33 protein-coding genes and 2 pseudogenes are annotated in these 18,871 nt (G+C 41.1%); 30 read left to right on the top strand and 5 right to left on the bottom strand.

The genetic code is table 11. From position 1 onward, the window contains the following. Positions 1–48: 48 nt before the first annotated feature. The 30 genes from ABPH35_RS04785 (at position 49) to rplQ (ending at position 15,968) form a co-directional block, all read left to right on the top strand. Entirely contained in the window at positions 49–612 is a 564-nt protein-coding gene (locus ABPH35_RS04785; RefSeq protein ID WP_349988992.1) for a nucleotidyltransferase family protein, read from the top strand. Positions 613–848: 236 nt separating this feature from the next. After that, positions 849–1,157: a 30S ribosomal protein S10 gene (gene rpsJ, locus ABPH35_RS04780; RefSeq protein WP_067087606.1), complete on the top strand. Its 309-nt coding sequence runs from the start codon at positions 849–851 to the stop codon at positions 1,155–1,157. 202 nt (positions 1,158–1,359) lie between these two features. Continuing rightward, complete coding sequence (gene rplC / locus ABPH35_RS04775) at positions 1,360–1,986, top strand: 50S ribosomal protein L3 (protein WP_349988991.1); 627 nt, start codon at positions 1,360–1,362, stop codon at positions 1,984–1,986. A gap of 24 nt (positions 1,987–2,010) precedes the next feature. Beyond that, on the top strand, positions 2,011–2,634 hold the full coding sequence (rplD, locus tag ABPH35_RS04770; RefSeq protein ID WP_067087610.1) for a 50S ribosomal protein L4: 624 nt from the start codon (positions 2,011–2,013) through the stop codon (positions 2,632–2,634). After that, a complete protein-coding gene (locus ABPH35_RS04765; protein WP_349988990.1) occupies positions 2,634–2,933 on the top strand; it encodes a 50S ribosomal protein L23 in 300 nt (99 codons plus the stop codon). Before rplD ends, ABPH35_RS04765 begins: the two co-directional genes overlap by 1 nt. A gap of 17 nt (positions 2,934–2,950) precedes the next feature. Continuing rightward, the gene (rplB, locus tag ABPH35_RS04760; protein WP_349988989.1) at positions 2,951–3,784 is read left to right on the top strand and encodes a 50S ribosomal protein L2; all 834 of its coding nucleotides are present in this window, start codon (positions 2,951–2,953) and stop codon (positions 3,782–3,784) included. A gap of 97 nt (positions 3,785–3,881) precedes the next feature. Beyond that, positions 3,882–4,163, top strand: a complete 282-nt coding sequence (rpsS, locus tag ABPH35_RS04755) for a 30S ribosomal protein S19 (RefSeq protein ID WP_000533766.1) — start codon at positions 3,882–3,884, stop codon at positions 4,161–4,163. Between the two features lie 15 nt (positions 4,164–4,178). Beyond that, positions 4,179–4,523 (top strand): 50S ribosomal protein L22, encoded by a 345-nt coding sequence (gene rplV, locus ABPH35_RS04750; protein WP_067087616.1) that lies wholly within the window; start codon positions 4,179–4,181, stop codon positions 4,521–4,523. Positions 4,524–4,535: 12 nt separating this feature from the next. Next, positions 4,536–5,189: a 30S ribosomal protein S3 gene (gene rpsC / locus ABPH35_RS04745; protein ID WP_067087618.1), complete on the top strand. Its 654-nt coding sequence runs from the start codon at positions 4,536–4,538 to the stop codon at positions 5,187–5,189. A gap of 3 nt (positions 5,190–5,192) precedes the next feature. Then, the gene (gene rplP, locus ABPH35_RS04740; protein WP_067087620.1) at positions 5,193–5,606 is read left to right on the top strand and encodes a 50S ribosomal protein L16; all 414 of its coding nucleotides are present in this window, start codon (positions 5,193–5,195) and stop codon (positions 5,604–5,606) included. 9 nt (positions 5,607–5,615) lie between these two features. Then, the gene (rpmC, locus tag ABPH35_RS04735; RefSeq protein ID WP_075099717.1) at positions 5,616–5,822 is read left to right on the top strand and encodes a 50S ribosomal protein L29; all 207 of its coding nucleotides are present in this window, start codon (positions 5,616–5,618) and stop codon (positions 5,820–5,822) included. Between the two features lie 23 nt (positions 5,823–5,845). Beyond that, on the top strand, positions 5,846–6,106 hold the full coding sequence (gene rpsQ / locus ABPH35_RS04730; protein ID WP_000440801.1) for a 30S ribosomal protein S17: 261 nt from the start codon (positions 5,846–5,848) through the stop codon (positions 6,104–6,106). 24 nt (positions 6,107–6,130) lie between these two features. Beyond that, complete coding sequence (rplN, locus tag ABPH35_RS04725; protein ID WP_067087623.1) at positions 6,131–6,499, top strand: 50S ribosomal protein L14; 369 nt, start codon at positions 6,131–6,133, stop codon at positions 6,497–6,499. Between the two features lie 72 nt (positions 6,500–6,571). Then, positions 6,572–6,877, top strand: a complete 306-nt coding sequence (gene rplX, locus ABPH35_RS04720; RefSeq protein ID WP_349988988.1) for a 50S ribosomal protein L24 — start codon at positions 6,572–6,574, stop codon at positions 6,875–6,877. A 23-nt stretch (positions 6,878–6,900) separates the two neighbouring features. Then, the gene (rplE, locus tag ABPH35_RS04715; RefSeq protein WP_349988987.1) at positions 6,901–7,443 is read left to right on the top strand and encodes a 50S ribosomal protein L5; all 543 of its coding nucleotides are present in this window, start codon (positions 6,901–6,903) and stop codon (positions 7,441–7,443) included. A 14-nt stretch (positions 7,444–7,457) separates the two neighbouring features. After that, positions 7,458–7,643 carry a type Z 30S ribosomal protein S14 gene (locus ABPH35_RS04710; protein WP_001085697.1) on the top strand — a complete coding sequence of 62 codons (186 nt, stop codon included), beginning with the start codon at positions 7,458–7,460 and terminating at the stop codon, positions 7,641–7,643. Positions 7,644–8,118: 475 nt separating this feature from the next. Continuing rightward, positions 8,119–8,517 (top strand): 30S ribosomal protein S8, encoded by a 399-nt coding sequence (gene rpsH, locus ABPH35_RS04705; protein ID WP_349988986.1) that lies wholly within the window; start codon positions 8,119–8,121, stop codon positions 8,515–8,517. Between the two features lie 321 nt (positions 8,518–8,838). Further along, positions 8,839–9,375: a 50S ribosomal protein L6 gene (gene rplF, locus ABPH35_RS04700; RefSeq protein WP_349988985.1), complete on the top strand. Its 537-nt coding sequence runs from the start codon at positions 8,839–8,841 to the stop codon at positions 9,373–9,375. An 87-nt stretch (positions 9,376–9,462) separates the two neighbouring features. Next, complete coding sequence (rplR, locus tag ABPH35_RS04695) at positions 9,463–9,819, top strand: 50S ribosomal protein L18 (RefSeq protein WP_067087634.1); 357 nt, start codon at positions 9,463–9,465, stop codon at positions 9,817–9,819. 18 nt (positions 9,820–9,837) lie between these two features. After that, on the top strand, positions 9,838–10,332 hold the full coding sequence (gene rpsE / locus ABPH35_RS04690) for a 30S ribosomal protein S5 (protein ID WP_349988984.1): 495 nt from the start codon (positions 9,838–9,840) through the stop codon (positions 10,330–10,332). A gap of 13 nt (positions 10,333–10,345) precedes the next feature. Next, positions 10,346–10,528: a 50S ribosomal protein L30 gene (rpmD, locus tag ABPH35_RS04685; protein ID WP_067087637.1), complete on the top strand. Its 183-nt coding sequence runs from the start codon at positions 10,346–10,348 to the stop codon at positions 10,526–10,528. A 152-nt stretch (positions 10,529–10,680) separates the two neighbouring features. After that, on the top strand, positions 10,681–11,121 hold the full coding sequence (rplO, locus tag ABPH35_RS04680) for a 50S ribosomal protein L15 (RefSeq protein WP_349988983.1): 441 nt from the start codon (positions 10,681–10,683) through the stop codon (positions 11,119–11,121). 12 nt (positions 11,122–11,133) lie between these two features. Next, positions 11,134–12,441, top strand: a complete 1,308-nt coding sequence (gene secY, locus ABPH35_RS04675; protein WP_349988982.1) for a preprotein translocase subunit SecY — start codon at positions 11,134–11,136, stop codon at positions 12,439–12,441. A 241-nt stretch (positions 12,442–12,682) separates the two neighbouring features. Next, the gene (locus tag ABPH35_RS04670; RefSeq protein ID WP_349988981.1) at positions 12,683–13,324 is read left to right on the top strand and encodes an adenylate kinase; all 642 of its coding nucleotides are present in this window, start codon (positions 12,683–12,685) and stop codon (positions 13,322–13,324) included. Between the two features lie 120 nt (positions 13,325–13,444). Next, the gene (infA, locus tag ABPH35_RS04665; protein WP_002936627.1) at positions 13,445–13,663 is read left to right on the top strand and encodes a translation initiation factor IF-1; all 219 of its coding nucleotides are present in this window, start codon (positions 13,445–13,447) and stop codon (positions 13,661–13,663) included. Positions 13,664–13,687: 24 nt separating this feature from the next. Then, positions 13,688–13,804 carry a 50S ribosomal protein L36 gene (gene rpmJ, locus ABPH35_RS04660; RefSeq protein WP_001808836.1) on the top strand — a complete coding sequence of 39 codons (117 nt, stop codon included), beginning with the start codon at positions 13,688–13,690 and terminating at the stop codon, positions 13,802–13,804. Positions 13,805–13,821: 17 nt separating this feature from the next. Beyond that, positions 13,822–14,187 (top strand): 30S ribosomal protein S13, encoded by a 366-nt coding sequence (gene rpsM / locus ABPH35_RS04655; protein WP_002936622.1) that lies wholly within the window; start codon positions 13,822–13,824, stop codon positions 14,185–14,187. 17 nt (positions 14,188–14,204) lie between these two features. Next, complete coding sequence (gene rpsK, locus ABPH35_RS04650; protein ID WP_004195509.1) at positions 14,205–14,588, top strand: 30S ribosomal protein S11; 384 nt, start codon at positions 14,205–14,207, stop codon at positions 14,586–14,588. A 43-nt stretch (positions 14,589–14,631) separates the two neighbouring features. Continuing rightward, entirely contained in the window at positions 14,632–15,570 is a 939-nt protein-coding gene (locus tag ABPH35_RS04645) for a DNA-directed RNA polymerase subunit alpha (protein ID WP_349988980.1), read from the top strand. Positions 15,571–15,581: 11 nt separating this feature from the next. Beyond that, complete coding sequence (rplQ, locus tag ABPH35_RS04640) at positions 15,582–15,968, top strand: 50S ribosomal protein L17 (RefSeq protein WP_000331493.1); 387 nt, start codon at positions 15,582–15,584, stop codon at positions 15,966–15,968. Positions 15,969–16,280: 312 nt separating this feature from the next. On the opposite strand, the pseudogene ABPH35_RS04635 reads toward rplQ, so the two are convergent. The 5 genes and pseudogenes from ABPH35_RS04635 to ABPH35_RS04615 form a co-directional block, all read right to left on the bottom strand. Beyond that, positions 16,281–17,705: pseudogene (locus ABPH35_RS04635) on the bottom strand (IS66 family transposase). Continuing rightward, positions 17,689–17,895: a transposase gene (locus ABPH35_RS04630; RefSeq protein WP_368849629.1), complete on the bottom strand. Its 207-nt coding sequence runs from the start codon at positions 17,893–17,895 to the stop codon at positions 17,689–17,691. Before ABPH35_RS04630 ends, ABPH35_RS04635 begins: the two are co-directional and overlap by 17 nt. 49 nt (positions 17,896–17,944) lie before the next feature. After that, positions 17,945–18,295: an IS66 family insertion sequence element accessory protein TnpB gene (tnpB, locus tag ABPH35_RS04625; RefSeq protein ID WP_368849628.1), complete on the bottom strand. Its 351-nt coding sequence runs from the start codon at positions 18,293–18,295 to the stop codon at positions 17,945–17,947. Next, entirely contained in the window at positions 18,276–18,461 is a 186-nt protein-coding gene (locus ABPH35_RS04620; protein ID WP_349987889.1) for a hypothetical protein, read from the bottom strand. The genes tnpB and ABPH35_RS04620 overlap by 20 nt, the downstream gene beginning before the upstream one ends. Before the next feature lie 84 nt (positions 18,462–18,545). Next, a pseudogene (locus ABPH35_RS04615) lies at positions 18,546–18,871 on the bottom strand (transposase); the annotation flags it as partial.

The following is an 18,871-nucleotide window of genomic DNA, read 5'->3' as shown; positions in this document are numbered from 1 at the left end:
CCTCCTTATTATCGAGCAGAAGCACTAGCTGCTCGATTTTTTGGTATAATGACTGAAAATGACTTGAAAAAAATGTTATTGACGAATAGAAAAATGCGAGAAGTGCTTGAAATTGTCGCAAGTCTGCCGTTACAAGATGCTTGGGTGTGTGCAAGGACGATTCGCAATTTCATCTGGAATCTCCTCAGTCACAAAGAGACATTTGATGAGGAGACGGATGTGGATGTTGTGTTTTATGATCCGACCGTGTCCTATGAAGAAACTTTTTTAATAGAACGAAGATTGAAAAATACGTATCCGCACTATCGTTGGGAGTTGAAAAACCAAGTCTACATACACCAGCATAGCCCACACACAAGTTCCTACAAACATTCACGAGATGCCATTTCCAAATATCCTGAAATATGCACGGCAATCGCAGCTCGCTTATTGCCTGATTCTCAAGTAGACTTGTTTTGCCCGTATGGCTTGGAGGATATTTTGACTTTCAAGGTTTGTCCAACGCCGCATTTTGCAGCGGACCAAGACCGTATGAAGGTCTACCGTGAGCGACTCGGTAAGAAAAAGTGGCAAGAAAAGTGGGAAAATCTAGAGTTTTTCCATGTGAAATGAGAGAAATCGAAATGAAAGAGTAGGCAGCCAAGAGTTGTGCTACTTTTTAAAAAAATTGAACAAAAATGCTTGCATTGCTTGTTAGAATCTGATAGAATGTTCTAGTGCCGTAAAAAATACGGCTGTAGCTTTGATGCAAGAGGTTGCGACACGCTCGGTTGCATTGCCACGCAACTACCTGTCGGTTTTCTTGTGGAGCTAGCCTATTATCTTAAATAGACGAAAAGGAGAAAAAGATGGCAAACAAAAAAATCCGCATCCGCTTAAAAGCGTACGAACACCGTACACTTGATACAGCGGCTGCAAAAATCGTAGAAACTGCAACACGTACAGGTGCAAGCGTAGCTGGACCAGTTCCACTTCCAACTGAACGTAGCCTCTACACAATTATTCGTGCGACTCACAAGTACAAAGATTCTCGTGAGCAATTCGAAATGCGTACTCACAAACGTCTTATTGACATCGTGAATCCAACGCAAAAAACAGTTGACGCTCTTATGAAGCTTGACTTGCCAAGTGGCGTGAACGTAGAAATCAAGTTGTAAAAATAAAAGCATGTGTTCGTGTGGAATCGAACACGGGCTAAACTCTTTGTAAAAAAAGATAAGATCATCTAGGATTGATAACCCTTCGCTGATTTTCCTATTTTTACTTTGAGTTTTGCGCCCTTAGTATCTTGGTTTGAGCATAAAAAACGCTCGTTAAAAACTTTTTAAACTATAAAATAAGAAAAGGAATATTTTTCTCATGACAAAAGGAATCTTAGGGAAAAAAGTGGGAATGACTCAAATCTTCACTGAAACTGGTGAATTTATCCCTGTAACTGTCATCGAAGCAACTCCAAACGTTGTTCTTCAAGTGAAAACTGTTGAAACAGACGGATACAATGCAATCCAAGTTGGTTTTGATGACAAACGCGAAGTATTGAGTAACAAACCTGCCAAAGGCCATGTAGCAAAAGCTAACACAGCTCCTAAGCGCTTCATTCGTGAATTCAAAAACATTGAAGGCTTGGAAGTTGGTGCAGAAATCACAGTTGATACTTTCGCAGCTGGAGATGTTGTGGATGTAACTGGTACATCTAAAGGTAAAGGTTTCCAAGGTGTTATCAAACGCCATGGTCAATCACGTGGTCCTATGGCTCACGGTTCACGTTACCACCGTCGTCCAGGTTCAATGGGACCTGTTGCGCCAAACCGTGTATTCAAAAACAAACACTTGGCAGGACGTATGGGTGGCAACCGTGTGACAATTCAAAATCTTGAAATTGTACAAGTTGTTCCAGAAAAGAACGTTATCCTTATCAAAGGAAACGTACCAGGTGCTAAGAAATCTCTTATCACCATCAAATCAGCAGTAAAAACTGGTAAATAATAAGGAAAGGGGAAATCAGTCATAATGGCAAACGTAACATTATTTGACCAAACTGGTAAACAAGCTGGTGAAGTAGTTCTTAACGATGCAATCTTTGGTATCGAACCAAACCAAGCAGTTGTGTTTGATGTAATTATCAGCCAACGTGCAAGTCTTCGTCAAGGAACTCACGCAGTTAAAAATCGCTCAGCAGTTTCAGGTGGCGGACGCAAACCATGGCGTCAAAAAGGAACTGGACGTGCTCGTCAAGGTTCTATCCGCTCACCACAATGGCGTGGCGGTGGCGTAGTCTTCGGACCAACTCCACGTTCTTATGCCTACAAACTTCCACAAAAGGTTCGTCGCTTGGCGCTTAAATCTGTTTACTCAGAAAAAGTTGCTGAAAACAAATTTGTAGCTGTTGACAGCCTTTCATTTACAGCTCCAAAAACTGCTGAATTCGCAAAAGTTCTTGCAGCATTGAGCATTGATTCAAAAGTCCTTGTTATTCTTGAAGAAGGAAATGAATTCGCAGCTCTTTCAGCTCGCAATCTTCCAAACGTGAAAGTTGCAACTGCTACAACTGCAAGCGTCCTTGACATTGCAAATGCAGACAAACTTCTTGTAACTCAAGCAGCTATCTCTAAAATTGAGGAGGTTCTTGCATAATGAATTTGTATGATGTTATCAAAAAACCTGTCATCACAGAAAGCTCAATGGCTCAGCTTGAAGCAGGAAAATATGTATTTGAAGTGGACACTCGTGCTCACAAACTTTTGATCAAACAAGCTGTAGAAGCAGCGTTTGACGGAGTTAAAGTTGCAAATGTGAACACAATCAACGTAAAACCTAAAACAAAACGCGTAGGACGTTATGTGGGTCGTACAAGCAAAGTGAAAAAAGCAATCATCACATTGACTGCTGATTCAAAAGCAATCGAATTGTTTGCTGCAGCTGACGCTGAATAATCAAAGGAGGAATTAACGTGGGAATTAAAGTTTATAAACCAACTACAAATGGCCGTCGTAACATGACTTCTTTGGATTTCGCAGAAATCACAACAAGCACTCCTGAGAAATCATTGCTTGTTTCTCTTAAGAGCAAAGCTGGTCGTAACAATAACGGTCGCATCACAGTTCGTCACCAAGGTGGCGGTCACAAACGTCATTACCGTTTGATTGACTTCAAACGTAACAAAGATGGTATCGAAGCAGTTGTTAAAACAATTGAATACGATCCAAACCGTACTGCCAACATCGCTCTTGTACACTACACAGACGGTGTTAAAGCATACATCATCGCTCCTAAAGGTCTTGAAGTTGGTCAACGTATCGTATCAGGTCCAGAAGCAGATATCAAAGTTGGTAATGCTCTTCCGCTTGCGAACATTCCGGTCGGTACTGTTGTTCACAATATCGAGTTGAAACCAGGTCGTGGTGGTGAATTGGTTCGTGCTGCGGGTGCTTCTGCACAAGTGCTTGGTCAAGAAGGTAAATATGTTCTTGTTCGTCTTCAATCAGGCGAAGTTCGTATGATTCTTGGGACTTGCCGTGCAACAGTTGGTGTTGTCGGAAATGAACAACACGGACTTGTAAACCTTGGTAAAGCAGGACGTAGCCGTTGGAAAGGTATCCGCCCAACAGTTCGCGGTTCTGTAATGAACCCTAACGATCACCCACACGGTGGTGGTGAAGGTAAAGCGCCAGTTGGTCGTAAAGCACCATCTACTCCATGGGGCAAACCTGCTCTTGGACTTAAAACTCGTAACAAAAAAGCTAAGTCAAGCAAACTTATCGTTCGTCGTCGTAACGAAAAATAATCTGTTACAAGTAACGTAAGCATATCCGCCAGCTCGGTAGCCTTGCGTTTGCAAGGCAGGCCGCTGTGGTACATATTTTAAAGGAGAAAACATAAAAATGGGACGTAGTCTTAAAAAAGGACCTTTCGTCGATGAGCATTTGATGAAAAAAGTTGAAGCTCAAGCAAACGATGAAAAGAAAAAAGTAATTAAAACTTGGTCACGTCGTTCAACGATTTTCCCAAGTTTCATTGGTTATACAATCGCAGTTTATGATGGACGTAAACATGTACCTGTTTACATCCAAGAAGACATGGTGGGTCACAAACTTGGTGAATTTGCACCAACTCGTACTTACAAAGGTCACGCTGCTGACGACAAGAAAACACGTAGAAAATAATAGGAGGAACACATCATGGCAGAAATTACTTCAGCTAAAGCAACTGCTCGCACAGTACGTGTTTCACCTCGTAAATCACGTCTTGTCTTGGATAACATCCGTGGCAAAAGCGTAGCCGATGCAATCGCAATCTTGAAATTCACTCCAAACAAAGCTGCAGGCATTATTGAGAAAGTTTTGAACTCTGCAATCGCTAATGCTGAAAACAACTTTGGTTTGGAAAAAGCAAACTTGGTAGTAAGCGAAGCTTTCGCAAACGAAGGACCAACACTTAAACGTTTCCGTCCACGTGCAAAAGGTTCTGCTTCACCAATCAACAAACGTACAGCTCACATCACTGTAGTTGTGGCAGAAAAATAAGGAGGTAAAAACGTGGGACAAAAAGTACATCCAATTGGTATGCGTGTCGGCATCATCCGTGATTGGGATGCTAAATGGTATGCTGAAAAAGAATACGCGGATTACCTTCATGAAGATCTTGCAATCCGCAACTTTATCAACAAAGAATTGGCTGAAGCGGCAGTTTCAACAATTGAAATTGAACGTGCAGTAAACAAAGTGATCGTAAGCATTCATACAGCTAAACCAGGTATGGTTATCGGTAAAGCTGGTAGCAACGTTGACGCACTTCGTGCACAATTAAATAAATTGACTGGTAAACAAGTACACATCAACATCATCGAAATCAAACAACCTGATTTGGATGCACATCTTGTTGGTGAAACAATCGCTCGTCAATTAGAGCAACGTGTGGCATTCCGTCGCGCTCAAAAACAAGCAATCCAACGTACAATGCGTGCTGGAGCAAAAGGAATCAAAACTCAAGTATCTGGACGTTTGAACGGTGCTGATATCGCCCGTGCAGAAGGATATTCTGAAGGAACTGTTCCGCTTCATACACTTCGTGCGGACATCGACTATGCTTGGGAAGAAGCACTTACAACTTACGGTAAACTTGGTGTTAAAGTGTGGATTTACCGTGGAGAAGTTCTTCCAGCTCGCAAAAACACTAAAGGAGGTAAATAACCAATGTTAGTACCTAAACGTGTTAAACACCGTCGTGAATTCCGTGGAAAAATGCGCGGTGAAGCTAAAGGTGGAAAACAAGTAGACTTCGGTGAATATGGTCTTCAAGCTACAACTAGCCACTGGATCACAAACCGTCAAATCGAAGCAGCCCGTATCGCGATGACTCGTTATATGAAACGTGGTGGTAAGGTTTGGATTAAAATCTTCCCACACAAATCATACACCGCTAAAGCTATCGGGGTACGTATGGGATCTGGTAAAGGGGCACCTGAAGGCTGGGTAGCACCAGTTAAACGTGGTAAAGTGATGTTTGAAGTTGCGGGCGTTTCAGAAGAAATCGCACGTGAAGCATTCCGCTTGGCTAGCCATAAACTACCAGTTAAATGCAAATTCGTAAAACGTGAAGCAGAATAAGGAGAAGACATGAAACTTAATGAAGTAAAAGAATTTGTTAAAGAACTTCGTGGCCTTTCTCAAGAAGAACTTGCAAAGCGCGAAAATGAATTGAAGAAAGAACTCTTCGACCTTCGTTTCCAAGCTGCTGCTGGTCAACTTGAGCAAACTGCTCGTTTGAACGAAGTTAAAAAGCAAATTGCACGCATCAAAACTGTGCAATCAGAAGTTAAATAATAGATTGGGAAAGGAGAATTTCAATGGAACGCAATAATCGTAAAGTTCTTGTTGGACGTGTTGTATCTGACAAAATGGACAAAACCATCACAGTTGTAGTTGAAACAAAACGTAACCACCCAGTCTATGGTAAACGTATTAACTACTCTAAAAAGTACAAAGCTCATGATGAAAACAATGTTGCTAAAGAAGGCGATATCGTACGTATCATGGAAACTCGTCCACTTTCAGCTACAAAACGTTTCCGTCTTGTAGAAGTTGTGGAAGAGGCAGTTATCATTTAATCAACCTGAAAGGAGAAAACTTACATGATTCAAACAGAAACTCGTTTGAAAGTTGCTGACAATAGTGGCGCACGTGAAATCTTGACAATCAAAGTTCTTGGTGGTTCAAAACGTAAATCTGCAAACATCGGCGACATCATCGTTGCTTCAGTTAAACAAGCTACTCCTGGTGGTGCGGTTAAAAAAGGTGACGTCGTGAAAGCCGTTATCGTTCGTACTAAGACAGGTGCTCGTCGTGCTGATGGTTCATACATCAAATTCGATGAGAATGCTGCAGTTATCATCCGTGAAGATAAAACACCTCGCGGAACTCGTATTTTTGGTCCAGTTGCACGTGAATTGCGCGACGGCGGTTTCATGAAAATCGTTTCATTGGCACCAGAAGTACTTTAATAAACACAAACGAAGTCCCCTGAAATTTTTTCAGGGTGCCCTTAGGGCGTAAGAAATAATAGGAGAAATCAAATGTTTGTAAAAAAAGGCGATAAAGTTCGCGTAATCGCTGGTAAAGACAAAGGCGTTGAAGCTGTAGTCTTAACAGCGTTTCCAAAAGTAAATAAAGTTGTTGTAGAAGGTGTTAACATCGTCAAAAAACACCAAAAACCAAATAGCGAAAACCCTCAAGGTGCTATCGTTGAAAAAGAAGCTGCAATCCACGTGTCAAATGTACAAGTTCTTGACAAGAATGGTGTAGCAGGTCGTGTTGGTTACAAGTTTGTTGACGGTAAAAAAGTTCGCTACAACAAAAAATCAGGCGAAGTGCTTGATTAATCACGAAGGAAAGGAGAAGTAACATGGCAAATCGCTTAAAAGAAAAATATCTTAATGAAGTAGTTCCTGCTTTGACTGAACAATTTAACTATTCATCAGTTATGGCTGTACCAAAAGTTGATAAGATTGTTTTGAACATGGGTGTTGGTGACGCTGTTTCTAACGCTAAAAACCTTGAAAAAGCTACCCAAGAATTGGCGTTGATTTCAGGTCAAAAACCACTTATCACAAAAGCTAAAAAATCAATCGCCGGCTTCCGTCTTCGTGAAGGGGTTGCAATCGGAGCGAAAGTAACTCTTCGTGGCGAACGTATGTATGAATTCTTAGATAAATTGGTATCTGTGTCACTTCCACGTGTACGTGACTTCCACGGCGTTCCAACAAAATCATTTGACGGACGCGGAAACTACACACTTGGTGTGAAAGAGCAATTGATCTTCCCAGAAATCAACTTCGATGACGTTGACAAAACTCGTGGTCTAGATATCGTTATCGTTACAACAGCTAACACTGACGAAGAATCACGTGCGTTGCTTACTGGCCTTGGTATGCCGTTTGCAAAATAAGAGGGAGAGAATAAATGGCTAAAAAATCAATGATCGCTAAGAACAAACGCCCAGCTAAGTTCTCTACGCAAGCATATACTCGTTGTGAAAAATGTGGACGTCCACATTCCGTTTACCGCAAATTCAAACTTTGCCGTGTATGCTTCCGTGAATTAGCATACAAAGGACAAATCCCAGGCGTTACCAAAGCTTCTTGGTAATAAAATGATGCGACGGACGTTAAAAAATCCGTATGAAAATAGGAGCCTGACGCAGAGCTCTGAAAGAACTCAAGAAAGGCTATCTTTTTCACCAGGATTTTAGTCTGTGCTCGAATAACATGATGTGAGAGCGTTAATAAAACGAAGTGAAAATAGGAGGTCTACCGCTGGAGCGACGCTCCTAGGTAGAGCTGTCTTTTTCACCACGTTTTTAGCTCGAACTCAAATATGATGTGAAGGCGTTAAAACACTCAGCAAAAATAGAAAATTTAGCGAAGATGCTTGCATCTACATAAACTTATCTTTTTTGCTCGGTGTTTAGCCTAAATTCAAATATAATATAGAACTAATCACTTAGTTCAAGGATGATACAAATTGCGCTAGCTGATTTGAATACGAGCTACAATCTACAACCTTGTATCATTATTAACTAGCAAGTGAGAATTTCAAACTACTAGTAAGAGGAGAAAACAAAATGGTTATGACTGACCCAATTGCAGACTTTTTGACACGTATTCGTAACGCGAACCAAGCAAAACACGAAGTGCTTGAAGTGCCTGCATCAAACATCAAAAAAGGAATTGCTACAATTCTTAAAAATGAAGGTTTTGTAAAAAACGTTGAATTTATCGAAGATGACAAACAAGGCATCGTACGCGTATTCCTGAAATACGGACCAAACGGTGAAAGAGTTATCACAAACTTGAAACGTATTTCAAAACCAGGTCTTCGTGTTTACTCAAAACGTGAAGATATTCCGAAAGTTCTTAATGGACTTGGAATTGCAATCATCTCTACATCAGAAGGTCTTTTGACAGACAAAGAAGCTCGCCAAAAGAACGTTGGTGGTGAGGTAATTGCATACGTTTGGTAAGATCAAGATACAAAGCTCGTAAAGAACAAAGCAAAATTAGCTAGTTGGGATAGTTTTTACAAACACGCCAACTTGCCTATTTTGCACAGTTTTTAGAGCGCGCTCAGTTCAACTATTGAACTACATAGGTATCCGATTTTGTCAAAGAACTAATTGAACACGGATTAAAGTCTGTGTGAAAAAGACAAACTTTCCTAGAAACTAAAGTTTCTTCGTCAAGTTTCCTATTTTCACTTTGACTTTTTAACGCCCTCTGTATCTTAGTTCCCCGTGAAAACTGGTCGTTATGCGGCCTGACAATTTAACAGGAGAAAAATAAATATGTCACGTATTGGTAATAAAGTCATTACATTGCCTGCTGGTGTTGAGATTGTACAAAACAACGGCGTGGTAACTGTAAAAGGACCTAAAGGGGAATTGACTCGTGAATTCCCGACTGCTATTGAAATCCGTGTGGAAGGAACTGAAGTGACCCTTCACCGTCCAAACGATTCAAAAGAAATGAAGACTATTCACGGCACAAGCCGTGCTAACCTCAACAACATGGTTGTTGGTGTTTCTGAAGGCTTCAAAAAAGAACTTGAAATGCGTGGTGTCGGTTACCGTGCACAACTTACAGGTAACAAATTGACACTTGCTGTTGGTAAATCACATCCAGATGAAGTGACTGCACCAGAAGGTATCACATTTGAAGTTCCAGCACCAACACAAATCATCGTGTCTGGTATAAACAAAGAAGTTGTTGGTCAAACAGCAGCTTACATCCGTAGCCTTCGTGCTCCTGAGCCTTACAAAGGTAAAGGTATCCGCTATGTTGGTGAATTTGTTCGCCGCAAAGAAGGTAAAACAGGTAAATAATAATGATTACGAGTGGTTCTTCCGCATCGTACATTATATTCCAACATATCTTATACAGATATGATCAATAATTAAGAGGTGAAAATTGTGATTTCAAAACCAGATAAAAACAAAATCCGCCAAAAACGCCATCGTCGTGTTCGCGGTAAAATCTCTGGAACTGCTGCTCGCCCACGTTTGAACATTTTCCGTTCTAATACAGGCATCTACGCTCAAGTGATTGATGACGTAGCGGGTGTAACGCTCGCAAGCGCTTCTACTCTTGATAAAGAAGTTTCAAAAGGTACTAAGACAGAACAAGCCGTTGTTGTAGGTAAACTCGTTGCTGAACGCGCAGTAGCGAAAGGTATTTCTGAAGTGGTCTTTGACCGCGGTGGATATCTCTATCACGGACGTGTGAAAGCATTGGCTGAAGCAGCTCGTGAAAACGGATTGAAATTCTAATAGGGAGGACACTAAGAAATGGCATTTAAAGATAACGCAGTTGAATTTGAAGAACGCGTAGTAGCCATCAACCGTGTTACAAAAGTTGTAAAAGGTGGACGTCGTCTTCGCTTTGCAGCTCTTGTGGTTGTTGGTGATCGTAATGGTCGTGTAGGTTTCGGTACTGGTAAAGCTCAAGAAGTACCAGAAGCTATCCGTAAAGCAGTTGAAGCTGCTAAGAAAAATTTAATTGTAGTACCAATGGTTGGTACTACTATCCCTCACGAAGTTCGTTCGGAATTTGGTGGAGCTCGCATCATGTTGAAACCAGCTGCAGAAGGAGCTGGGGTTGCTGCGGGTGGTGCTACTCGTGCGGTTATTGAGTTGGCAGGTATCGCTGATGTGACATCTAAGTCGCTTGGATCAAACACACCAATTAACATTGTTCGTGCAACAGTTGAAGGTTTGAAACAATTAAAACGTGCTGAAGAAGTGGCTGCACTTCGTGGCATTTCAGTTTCTGATTTAGCATAAGAAAGGGGATAAGATGGCTCAAATTAAAATCACTTTGACTAAGTCTCCAATCGGTCGCAAACCAGAACAACGTAAAACAGTTGTTGCCCTTGGACTTGGTAAATTAAATAGCTCAGTTATTAAAGAAGACAATGCTGCTATTCGTGGAATGGTTACAGCAATCTCTCACTTGGTAACTGTTGAAGAAGTAAACTAAGAGACGATCGTATTTCGTTTCTAAAAAACACAGACGAAGTCGCTTAGAGAAATCTTTGCGACTTACTGTCAATTTTGTATAGGCGAGTTTTTAGGTTGAGGCCTTACCCAGCCTAAAGGCGCTAGCATTTTACATATAAGGAGAAAGAATAAATGAAGCTTCATGAATTGCAACCTGCTACAGGTTCTCGTAAAACTCGTAACCGCGTTGGTCGTGGTACATCATCAGGTAATGGTAAGACTTCAGGTCGTGGACAAAAAGGTCAAAAAGCTCGTAGTGGCGGTGGTGTACGTTTAGGTTTTGAAGGTGGACAAACTCCATTGTTCCGTCGTCTTCCAAAACGTGGATTTACAAACATCAATGCAAAAGAATACGCGATTGTAAACCTTGACCAATTGAACGCTTTTGAAGACGGTACAGAAGTAACACCAGTTTTGCTTGTTGAGTCTGGTATCGTTAAAGCTGAAAAATCAGGAATCAAGATTCTTGGTAATGGCGAATTGACTAAAAAGTTGAATGTGAAAGCAGCTAAATTCTCTAAATCAGCTGAAGAAGCTATCACTGCTAAAGGTGGTTCAGTTGAAGTCATCTAAGAGAGGTGACCTATGTTTTTTAAACTATTAAAAGATGCACTAAAGGTGAAAAATGTACGCAAGAAAATTTTGTTTACTATTTTTATCTTGTTAGTCTTCCGTGTTGGAACGCACGTAACCGTTCCAGGTGTAAATGTAAAAAATTTAGAAGCTCTTTCAAATATTCCATTTTTGAATATGTTGAGTCTCGTTTCTGGAAATGCAATGCGTAATTTCTCTGTCTTTGCACTTGGAGTTAGCCCCTACATTACAGCCTCTATCATTGTTCAGCTGATGCAGATGGATCTTGTTCCTAAGTTTGTAGAATGGGGCAAGCAAGGTGAAGTAGGTCGTCGTAAATTGAACCAAGCAACACGGTATATCGCATTGGTGCTGGGATTTGTCCAATCAATGGGCATTACCGCAGGTTTCAACGCTTTATCAGGCGTGCAACTGACAACCATGCCATTAAACTGGAAAACTTATCTTCTGATTGGTTCTGTATTAACAACTGGTTCGGTTATCGTGACATGGCTGGGTGAGCAAATTACAGACAAAGGATATGGAAATGGAACGTCCATGATCATCTTTGCGGGAATTATTTCATCGCTTCCAGATACGATTCATGATATTTATGAAGATCGGTTTGTTAATATCGAAGCCAGTCGCTTGGGAGAATCTGCTATCTTAGTAGGAGTGTTGGCAGTGGCAGTTTTAGCAATTGTTTACTTTACAACATTTGTACAGCAGGCTGAATACAAAATTCCAATCCAGTATACCAAACGTGCGCAAGGTGCACCGTCTAGTTCGTACTTGCCGCTTAAGTTAAATCCGGCAGGTGTTATCCCGGTCATCTTTGCAGGTTCCATTACAGCGATCCCAACATCCCTTCTTCAGTTCTTTGCTAGCCAGAATAAGAGTATTACTTGGCTATCAACTGTTCGTGAGTATTTTGATTACTCTACAATAAAAGGGATGATTGTGTATGCGGTATTAATCATTCTCTTTACCTTCTTCTACAGCTTTGTTCAGGTCAATCCAGAAAAAGCTGCTGAAAATCTTCAAAAGAGTGGAGCATATATCCACGGAGTTCGTCCAGGTAAAGGAACAGAAGAGTATTTCTCTAAACTATTGACGCGGCTTGCAACAGTGGGTTCCTTATTCCTAGGATTTGTTGCATTACTGCCGATTCTTGCACAAAATATCTTTGGACTTACTTCTAAAATTGCCTTCCTTGGTACGAGTTTGATTATCGTTATTATGACAAGTATTGAAGGAATCAAGCAGTTAGAAGGCTACTTGCTCAAGAGAAAATATGTAGGTTTCATGGAAACAGAATAAGGAGTGGATGCAGAGTTTTAGTTTCTTAGAAATCGATTTTGCAATTAAACTCTGCACAGTTATTGACGTTTACAGAATGATGAAAATTCAACATTCTGTAAATCGGATAACTGTTGATATTTGTTTTTTGAATGATAAAAAGTAGGAAGCTGAGCACTTTTTGCCCAGCCTCTCTATTTTGTTTTTTGATAAGTTTGTCAATGGTGGCAAATTTATTTGAAAACAAAATAAGGAGTTTATCATGAATCTTTTAATTATGGGTTTGCCAGGTGCTGGTAAAGGAACACAGGCTGCAAAAATTGTTGAAAAATTTGACGTTGTGCATATTTCAACAGGTGATATGTTCCGTGCAGCGATGGCAAATCAGACAGAGATGGGATTGCTGGCAAAATCCTATATTGATAAAGGTGATTTGGTACCAGATGAAGTGACCAATGGTATTGTCAAAGAGCGTTTGGCTCAAGACGATATTAAAGGCAAGGGTTTCTTGTTGGATGGCTACCCTCGTACGATCGAGCAAGCACATGCCTTGGATGAAACATTGAAAAATCTTGGCATCCAACTTGAAGGAGTTATCAATATTGAAATTGACCCAACAAAATTAGTTGAGCGTCTCAGCGGTCGTATCATTCATCGCGAAACTGGCGAAACTTTCCACAAGGTATTTAATCCACCAACAGAAGGCTATGATGAAAAAGATTACTACCAACGTGAAGACGACAAGCCAGAATCTGTCAAACGTCGCTTAGAAGTCAATATTGCACAGGGACAACCAATCATTGATCACTATCGTGCTGCTGGTTTGGTACATGATATTGAGGGCGACCAAGACATCGAGGTTGTCTTTACAGATATTGAAAAAGTTTTGTCAAAATTGCAATAAAGTAGGGGATTTAGCTTGCGTTTTCTTGACAGAAATGATAAAATAGCTTAGTCTGACTTATAATTGTTACCTCTGTGTGCAGAGGACATCAAATCGAAATTTAGAGGGGGATACTTTTGCATGGCAAAAGAAGATGTGATTGAAATTGAAGGTAAGGTAGTTGATACCATGCCGAATGCTATGTTTACTGTTGAGTTGGAAAATGGACACCAAGTTCTTGCAACGGTTTCAGGAAAAATCCGTAAAAATTACATTCGTATTTTGGTCGGTGATCGCGTAACGGTTGAGCTTAGCCCATACGACTTGACACGTGGACGTATCACATACCGCTTTAAATAGTCGAAATACTTGGAGGGATTAAACATGAAAGTAAGACCATCGGTCAAACCAATTTGCGAATACTGTAAAGTTATTCGTCGTAATGGTCGTGTTATGGTAATTTGCCCAGCAAATCCAAAACACAAACAACGTCAAGGATAAGATAGAAAGGAGAAAAAATGGCTCGTATTGCTGGAGTTGATATTCCAAACGACAAACGTGTAGTAATCTCATTGACTTACGTATACGGTATTGGTCTTGCAACATCTAAAAAAATTCTTGCAGCAGCTGGAATCTCAGAAGATGTTCGCGTAAAAGATTTGACTTCTGATCAAGAAGATGCAATCCGTCGTGAAGTAGATGCGATTAAAGTTGAAGGTGACCTTCGTCGTGAAGTAAACTTGAACATTAAACGTTTGATGGAAATCGGTTCATACCGTGGAATCCGTCACCGTCGTGGACTTCCTGTCCGTGGACAAAACACTAAAAACAACGCTCGCACTCGTAAAGGTAAAGCTGTTGCGATTGCAGGTAAGAAAAAATAAAATAGGAGGTAGAAAAATTGGCTAAACCAACACGTAAGCGTCGTGTGAAGAAAAATATCGAATCTGGTATTGCACACATTCACGCTACATTTAATAACACTATTGTTATGATTACTGATGTGCATGGTAATGCGATTGCTTGGTCATCAGCTGGTGCTCTTGGTTTTAAAGGTTCTCGTAAATCTACACCATTTGCAGCTCAAATGGCTTCAGAAGCAGCTGCTAAATCTGCACAAGAACACGGTCTTAAAACAGTTGAAGTTACAGTAAAAGGTCCAGGTTCAGGTCGTGAGTCTGCTATCCGCGCTCTTGCTGCCGCCGGTCTTGAAGTAACAGCAATTCGTGATGTGACTCCTGTACCACACAATGGTGCTCGTCCTCCAAAACGTCGCCGTGTATAATCAATTAACGATACACAGCTTTTCGTTTAAGAGGGAGTAAGAAATGATTGAGTTTGAAAAACCAACTATAACAAAAATTGATGAAAATAAAGATTACGGCAGATTTGTTGTAGAGCCATTAGAACGTGGTTATGGAACAACTCTTGGGAACTCACTTCGTCGTGTACTCCTTGCATCGCTTCCTGGTGCTGCAGTAACGTCAATCAAGATTGACGGTGTACTACACGAGTTCGACACAGTTCCGGGTGTCCGTGAAGATGTGATGCAAATTATTTTGAACATCAAAGGCATTGCTGTAAAATCTTATGTCGAAGACGAAAAGACGATAGAACTTGATGTTACAGGCCCGGCAGAAATCACTGCGGGAGATATTCTAACAGATAGTGATATTGAAATTGTTAACCCTGACCATTATCTTTTTACCATTAGCGAAGGGGCAAGCTTCAAAGCAATCATGACTGTGAATACAGGTCGTGGATATGTACCTGCTGAAGGAAATAAAAAAGATGATGCGCCAGTGGGCACACTTGCTGTAGACTCAATCTATACGCCAGTGAAAAAAGTCAATTATCAAGTTGAACCAGCTCGGGTTGGTAGCAACGATGGTTTTGACAAATTAACACTTGAAATCATGACTAATGGGACAATCATTCCTGAAGATGCCCTAGGTCTTTCTGCGCGTATTTTGATGGAGCACTTAGGTCTATTTACTGATTTGACAGAAGTTGCAAAATCAGCTGAAGTAATGAAAGAAACAGAAGAAGCATCTGATGATCGTATGTTGGATCGTACGATTGAAGAATTGGACTTGTCTGTTCGTTCATACAACTGTTTGAAACGTGCAGGTATAAATACTGTATTTGATTTGACGGAAAAAACTGAACCAGAAATGATGAAAGTACGCAATCTTGGACGCAAGAGTCTTGAAGAAGTCAAAGTAAAATTGGCTGACCTTGGTTTGGGACTGAAAAATGATAAATAAAGGAGGAATACATGGCTTACCGTAAACTAGGACGCACTAGCTCACAACGTAAAGCAATGCTTCGTGACTTGACAACAGATCTTTTGATCAATGAATCAATCGTTACAACTGAAGCTCGTGCAAAAGAAATCCGCAAAACAGTTGAAAAAATGATTACACTTGGTAAACGTGGGGACTTGCATGCTCGTCGCCAAGCAGCAGCATTTGTACGTAATGAAATCGCATCAGAAAACTATGATGAAGCTACTGATAAGTATACATCAACTACAGCTCTTCAAAAATTGTTCTCTGAAATTGCACCTCGTTATGCAGAACGCAATGGTGGATACACTCGTATCTTGAAAACTGAACCACGTCGTGGTGATGCTGCACCAATGGCAATTATTGAACTTGTATAAGATCATCAATTTTGTTGAGTGTTATGATGGTGGGGTGCAACAGCATTCTTAGTCTAGCTCTGGTCTACCGCTGGGTTGATTCCCGGCGGGAACACTCATCAGATAAAACGTAACGCTTGTTTACGAAATCGCTTTGAAGAAAGAACGATTTCGTAAGTAGGCGTTTTATTTCGGCTTAAACTGAAGGCTCATTGTCAACTGTAGTGGGTAGATGAAAAGCTAACATCTAGAGAGAACGACAGTCGTTTGTAACCGCTCCATAACGGAGTATATTGAAAAGTTCCAAAGTCGCTTTGACTCTGGGACTTTTTCCTATCTACAGTTGTTTTGAATACTTTCCGCCCATGGTAAATAAGCCTCCAGTACCTCCTTTTTGGCGAGCATCTCCTCGTTAGGTAGATTGTCTAGAAGATAGGTCATCTATTTCTCTGAATCAAGGCCGTGTCGCTTAGCCGTTTCCAAAAGACTAAGGATGATAGCTGTTGACTTGGCTCCCTCAAAGCTTTGTGAGAATAACCAATTTTTACGCCCCATAACCAAAGTCTTCATAGCCCTCTCGGCTATGTTGTTAGACAAGACTAAGTTACCGTCCGAGAGAATGGTTCGGAAGGTGGTTTCATATTTAAGGCTATACTCTAAGGCAGTACCCAACTTGGAACCTGGCAAGACAGCCTGCTTACGGCACCAGTCGAAGAACTCGTTCATCAAGGGCGTCAACTCTATCTGACGTTTATGCAGTCGCTCCTCGCTAGATAAATCTGCCCAGTCATTCTCCAAGGCAAACAGCTGGTCGCAATAGGCTAATCCCTTAGCCCCTAAAGAGGTCTTGTCTGCTTTCTTGGGGGTTGCATCGAAGAACTTTCTTCTGACATGCGCCCAACAACCAACTAGCTGAGCTTTTTCTAATTGGCGATAAGCACCCAGCGGTTCGCAGTTTACCAAGCTTAGCGTCGCTTCGTTCCTCAAGCTTGGACTGCTATCGCATAGGCAGAACTAGAGGACTAAAGTCCTAAGTTACTGCCGTAACATATCACAATGTACGTAGCCTGCGTAATCCCCAAGAAACTCCTTCACAACCAAACCACTCCGGCGTTTGTCATGATGATAGAGCGTGATGCCCTTTTTCTCATGCTTACCAGACAGGAAGGTCCAGTAGTAGGTCAACTGGCTATCATTTTCCAAGACCTTATAGGAGGTTTCATCCGCATGGAGAATAGGCTGTTTCAGTAATTTCTCGTGCAACAGATCATAAATTGGCTCGAAATAATACTGACTAGACTTGATGTGCCAGTTGGCTATTTCCTTCCGTGTGATGGGCAAGCCAAGCTTATGCCAATCCTCTTCTTGGCGGTAGTTCGGCACCTTCAGATTGAACTTCTGATGAATCGTATGGGCAATGATGGAGGCAGACCCAAAGCTGTGTGCTAAAGGAGCCTTAGGAACAGGAGCCTTGATAATCTTATCGCTAAGACTGTTCTCGCTACAAGCCTGACACTTGTAAGCGTGTTGGACATGATCAATCCGCTTCAATTGCGCAGGAATAAAGACCAACTCTTGCCGTTAGACGGTTGAGCCAATCTCCTTTAACTGACCATGACAATCTGGACACGTGCAGTCTTCACCCTGTAATTCGTGATGAACCATCTCTGGAGTGAATTGACTAAAAATAGCCTGACGAACTCCCTTAGCTTTCTTGCGTTTATAGGTGATAGTTTCTGTTTCAACTGGGTAAGTCAGCGTCTTCCTCTAGGAGACTCTCCTCACCAAATAAACTCAACTGACCAGGTTGATAAACAACCTTCTCTGATGACTTTCCGTAGAGTTTCTGAGTCAGATAAGCCACCTGTTCACGAAGTAGGGCAAGTTCATTGGTTAGGTTATCAATTGTAGAAGCCTGTTGCTTGATAATTTCTACTAACTCTTCCATAGTCTCATCCTCCTGTTTTCTTTATTATACCGAAAAGAAAGCCATGATTTCAATAGAAATCACGACTTTTTGAAACATCTATTTTGGGAAAGATGGAAAATCCTTTCATCAGCCAATCTACTTGCTCGCAAGTGAGGGCTTTGACTTCATTTTCATCACTTGGCCAATTGAGTTTGCCGTTTTCAAATCGCTTATAAAGCAGCCAGAAGCCTTGTCCGTCCCAGTAAAGAGCTTTGAATCGATCTTTTCGACCTCCGCAGAAAAGATAAACCTGACCTGAGAAGGGATCCAAGTTGAACTGACTTTTGACAAGAAAGGCAAGAGAGTCAATGCCCTGACGCATATCTGTTTTTCCGCAGACAAGATAGACCTGTCCTAAATCACTGAGTCGGATGGTCATAGACTAGTACCTTATCCAAGATTGTTTCCAATACCTCTTGGTTAATAGATTGGAAGAAGGTGACTTCCACTTTTCCGAGACGAATTTTCATCAGAATATCGTTTCTGCTTTTCTTTTCAAAGCGTCGAGATTGGGGAACAGTCAATGGGACGATGGGGTGTGACATAAAAAATCCTCCAGTTTTGTTTTTATAACAGTATACTGGAGAACTGACAATCTCGGTAGATACCTCGTTATGGGGCGCTTACTTTCGTTTGATGACTTTGATGAGATTATTAGTAGCTTCCAATTTGGCGTTGGAATAAGGCAATTCCAATGCATTTAAAACCTTGTCCTTATCCTTTAGAAAGGTCTTAAATACCGTCTGGAAAATAGGGTCAACTGAAGCAATTTCCTGTTTGATGAGGTGAAAGAAATGGTCTGAGTTTTTCTCTTGGAAATGGAATAAGAGAAGTTGATAGAGTTCGTAGTGCAGTCGTAGTTCCTCTGAGAATGATAAGAGTTTTTCTAGGATTTCCTTGTTAGTCAAATGCATCCGAAACATAGGACGGTAGAATCGTTTATCACATAGTTTAC

The organism is Streptococcus handemini (genome assembly GCF_040984445.1).
GTDB lineage: Bacteria > Bacillota > Bacilli > Lactobacillales > Streptococcaceae > Streptococcus > Streptococcus handemini.
Note: the sequence above shows the minus strand (reverse complement) of the source record. Positions and strands in the feature narration are given on the sequence as shown.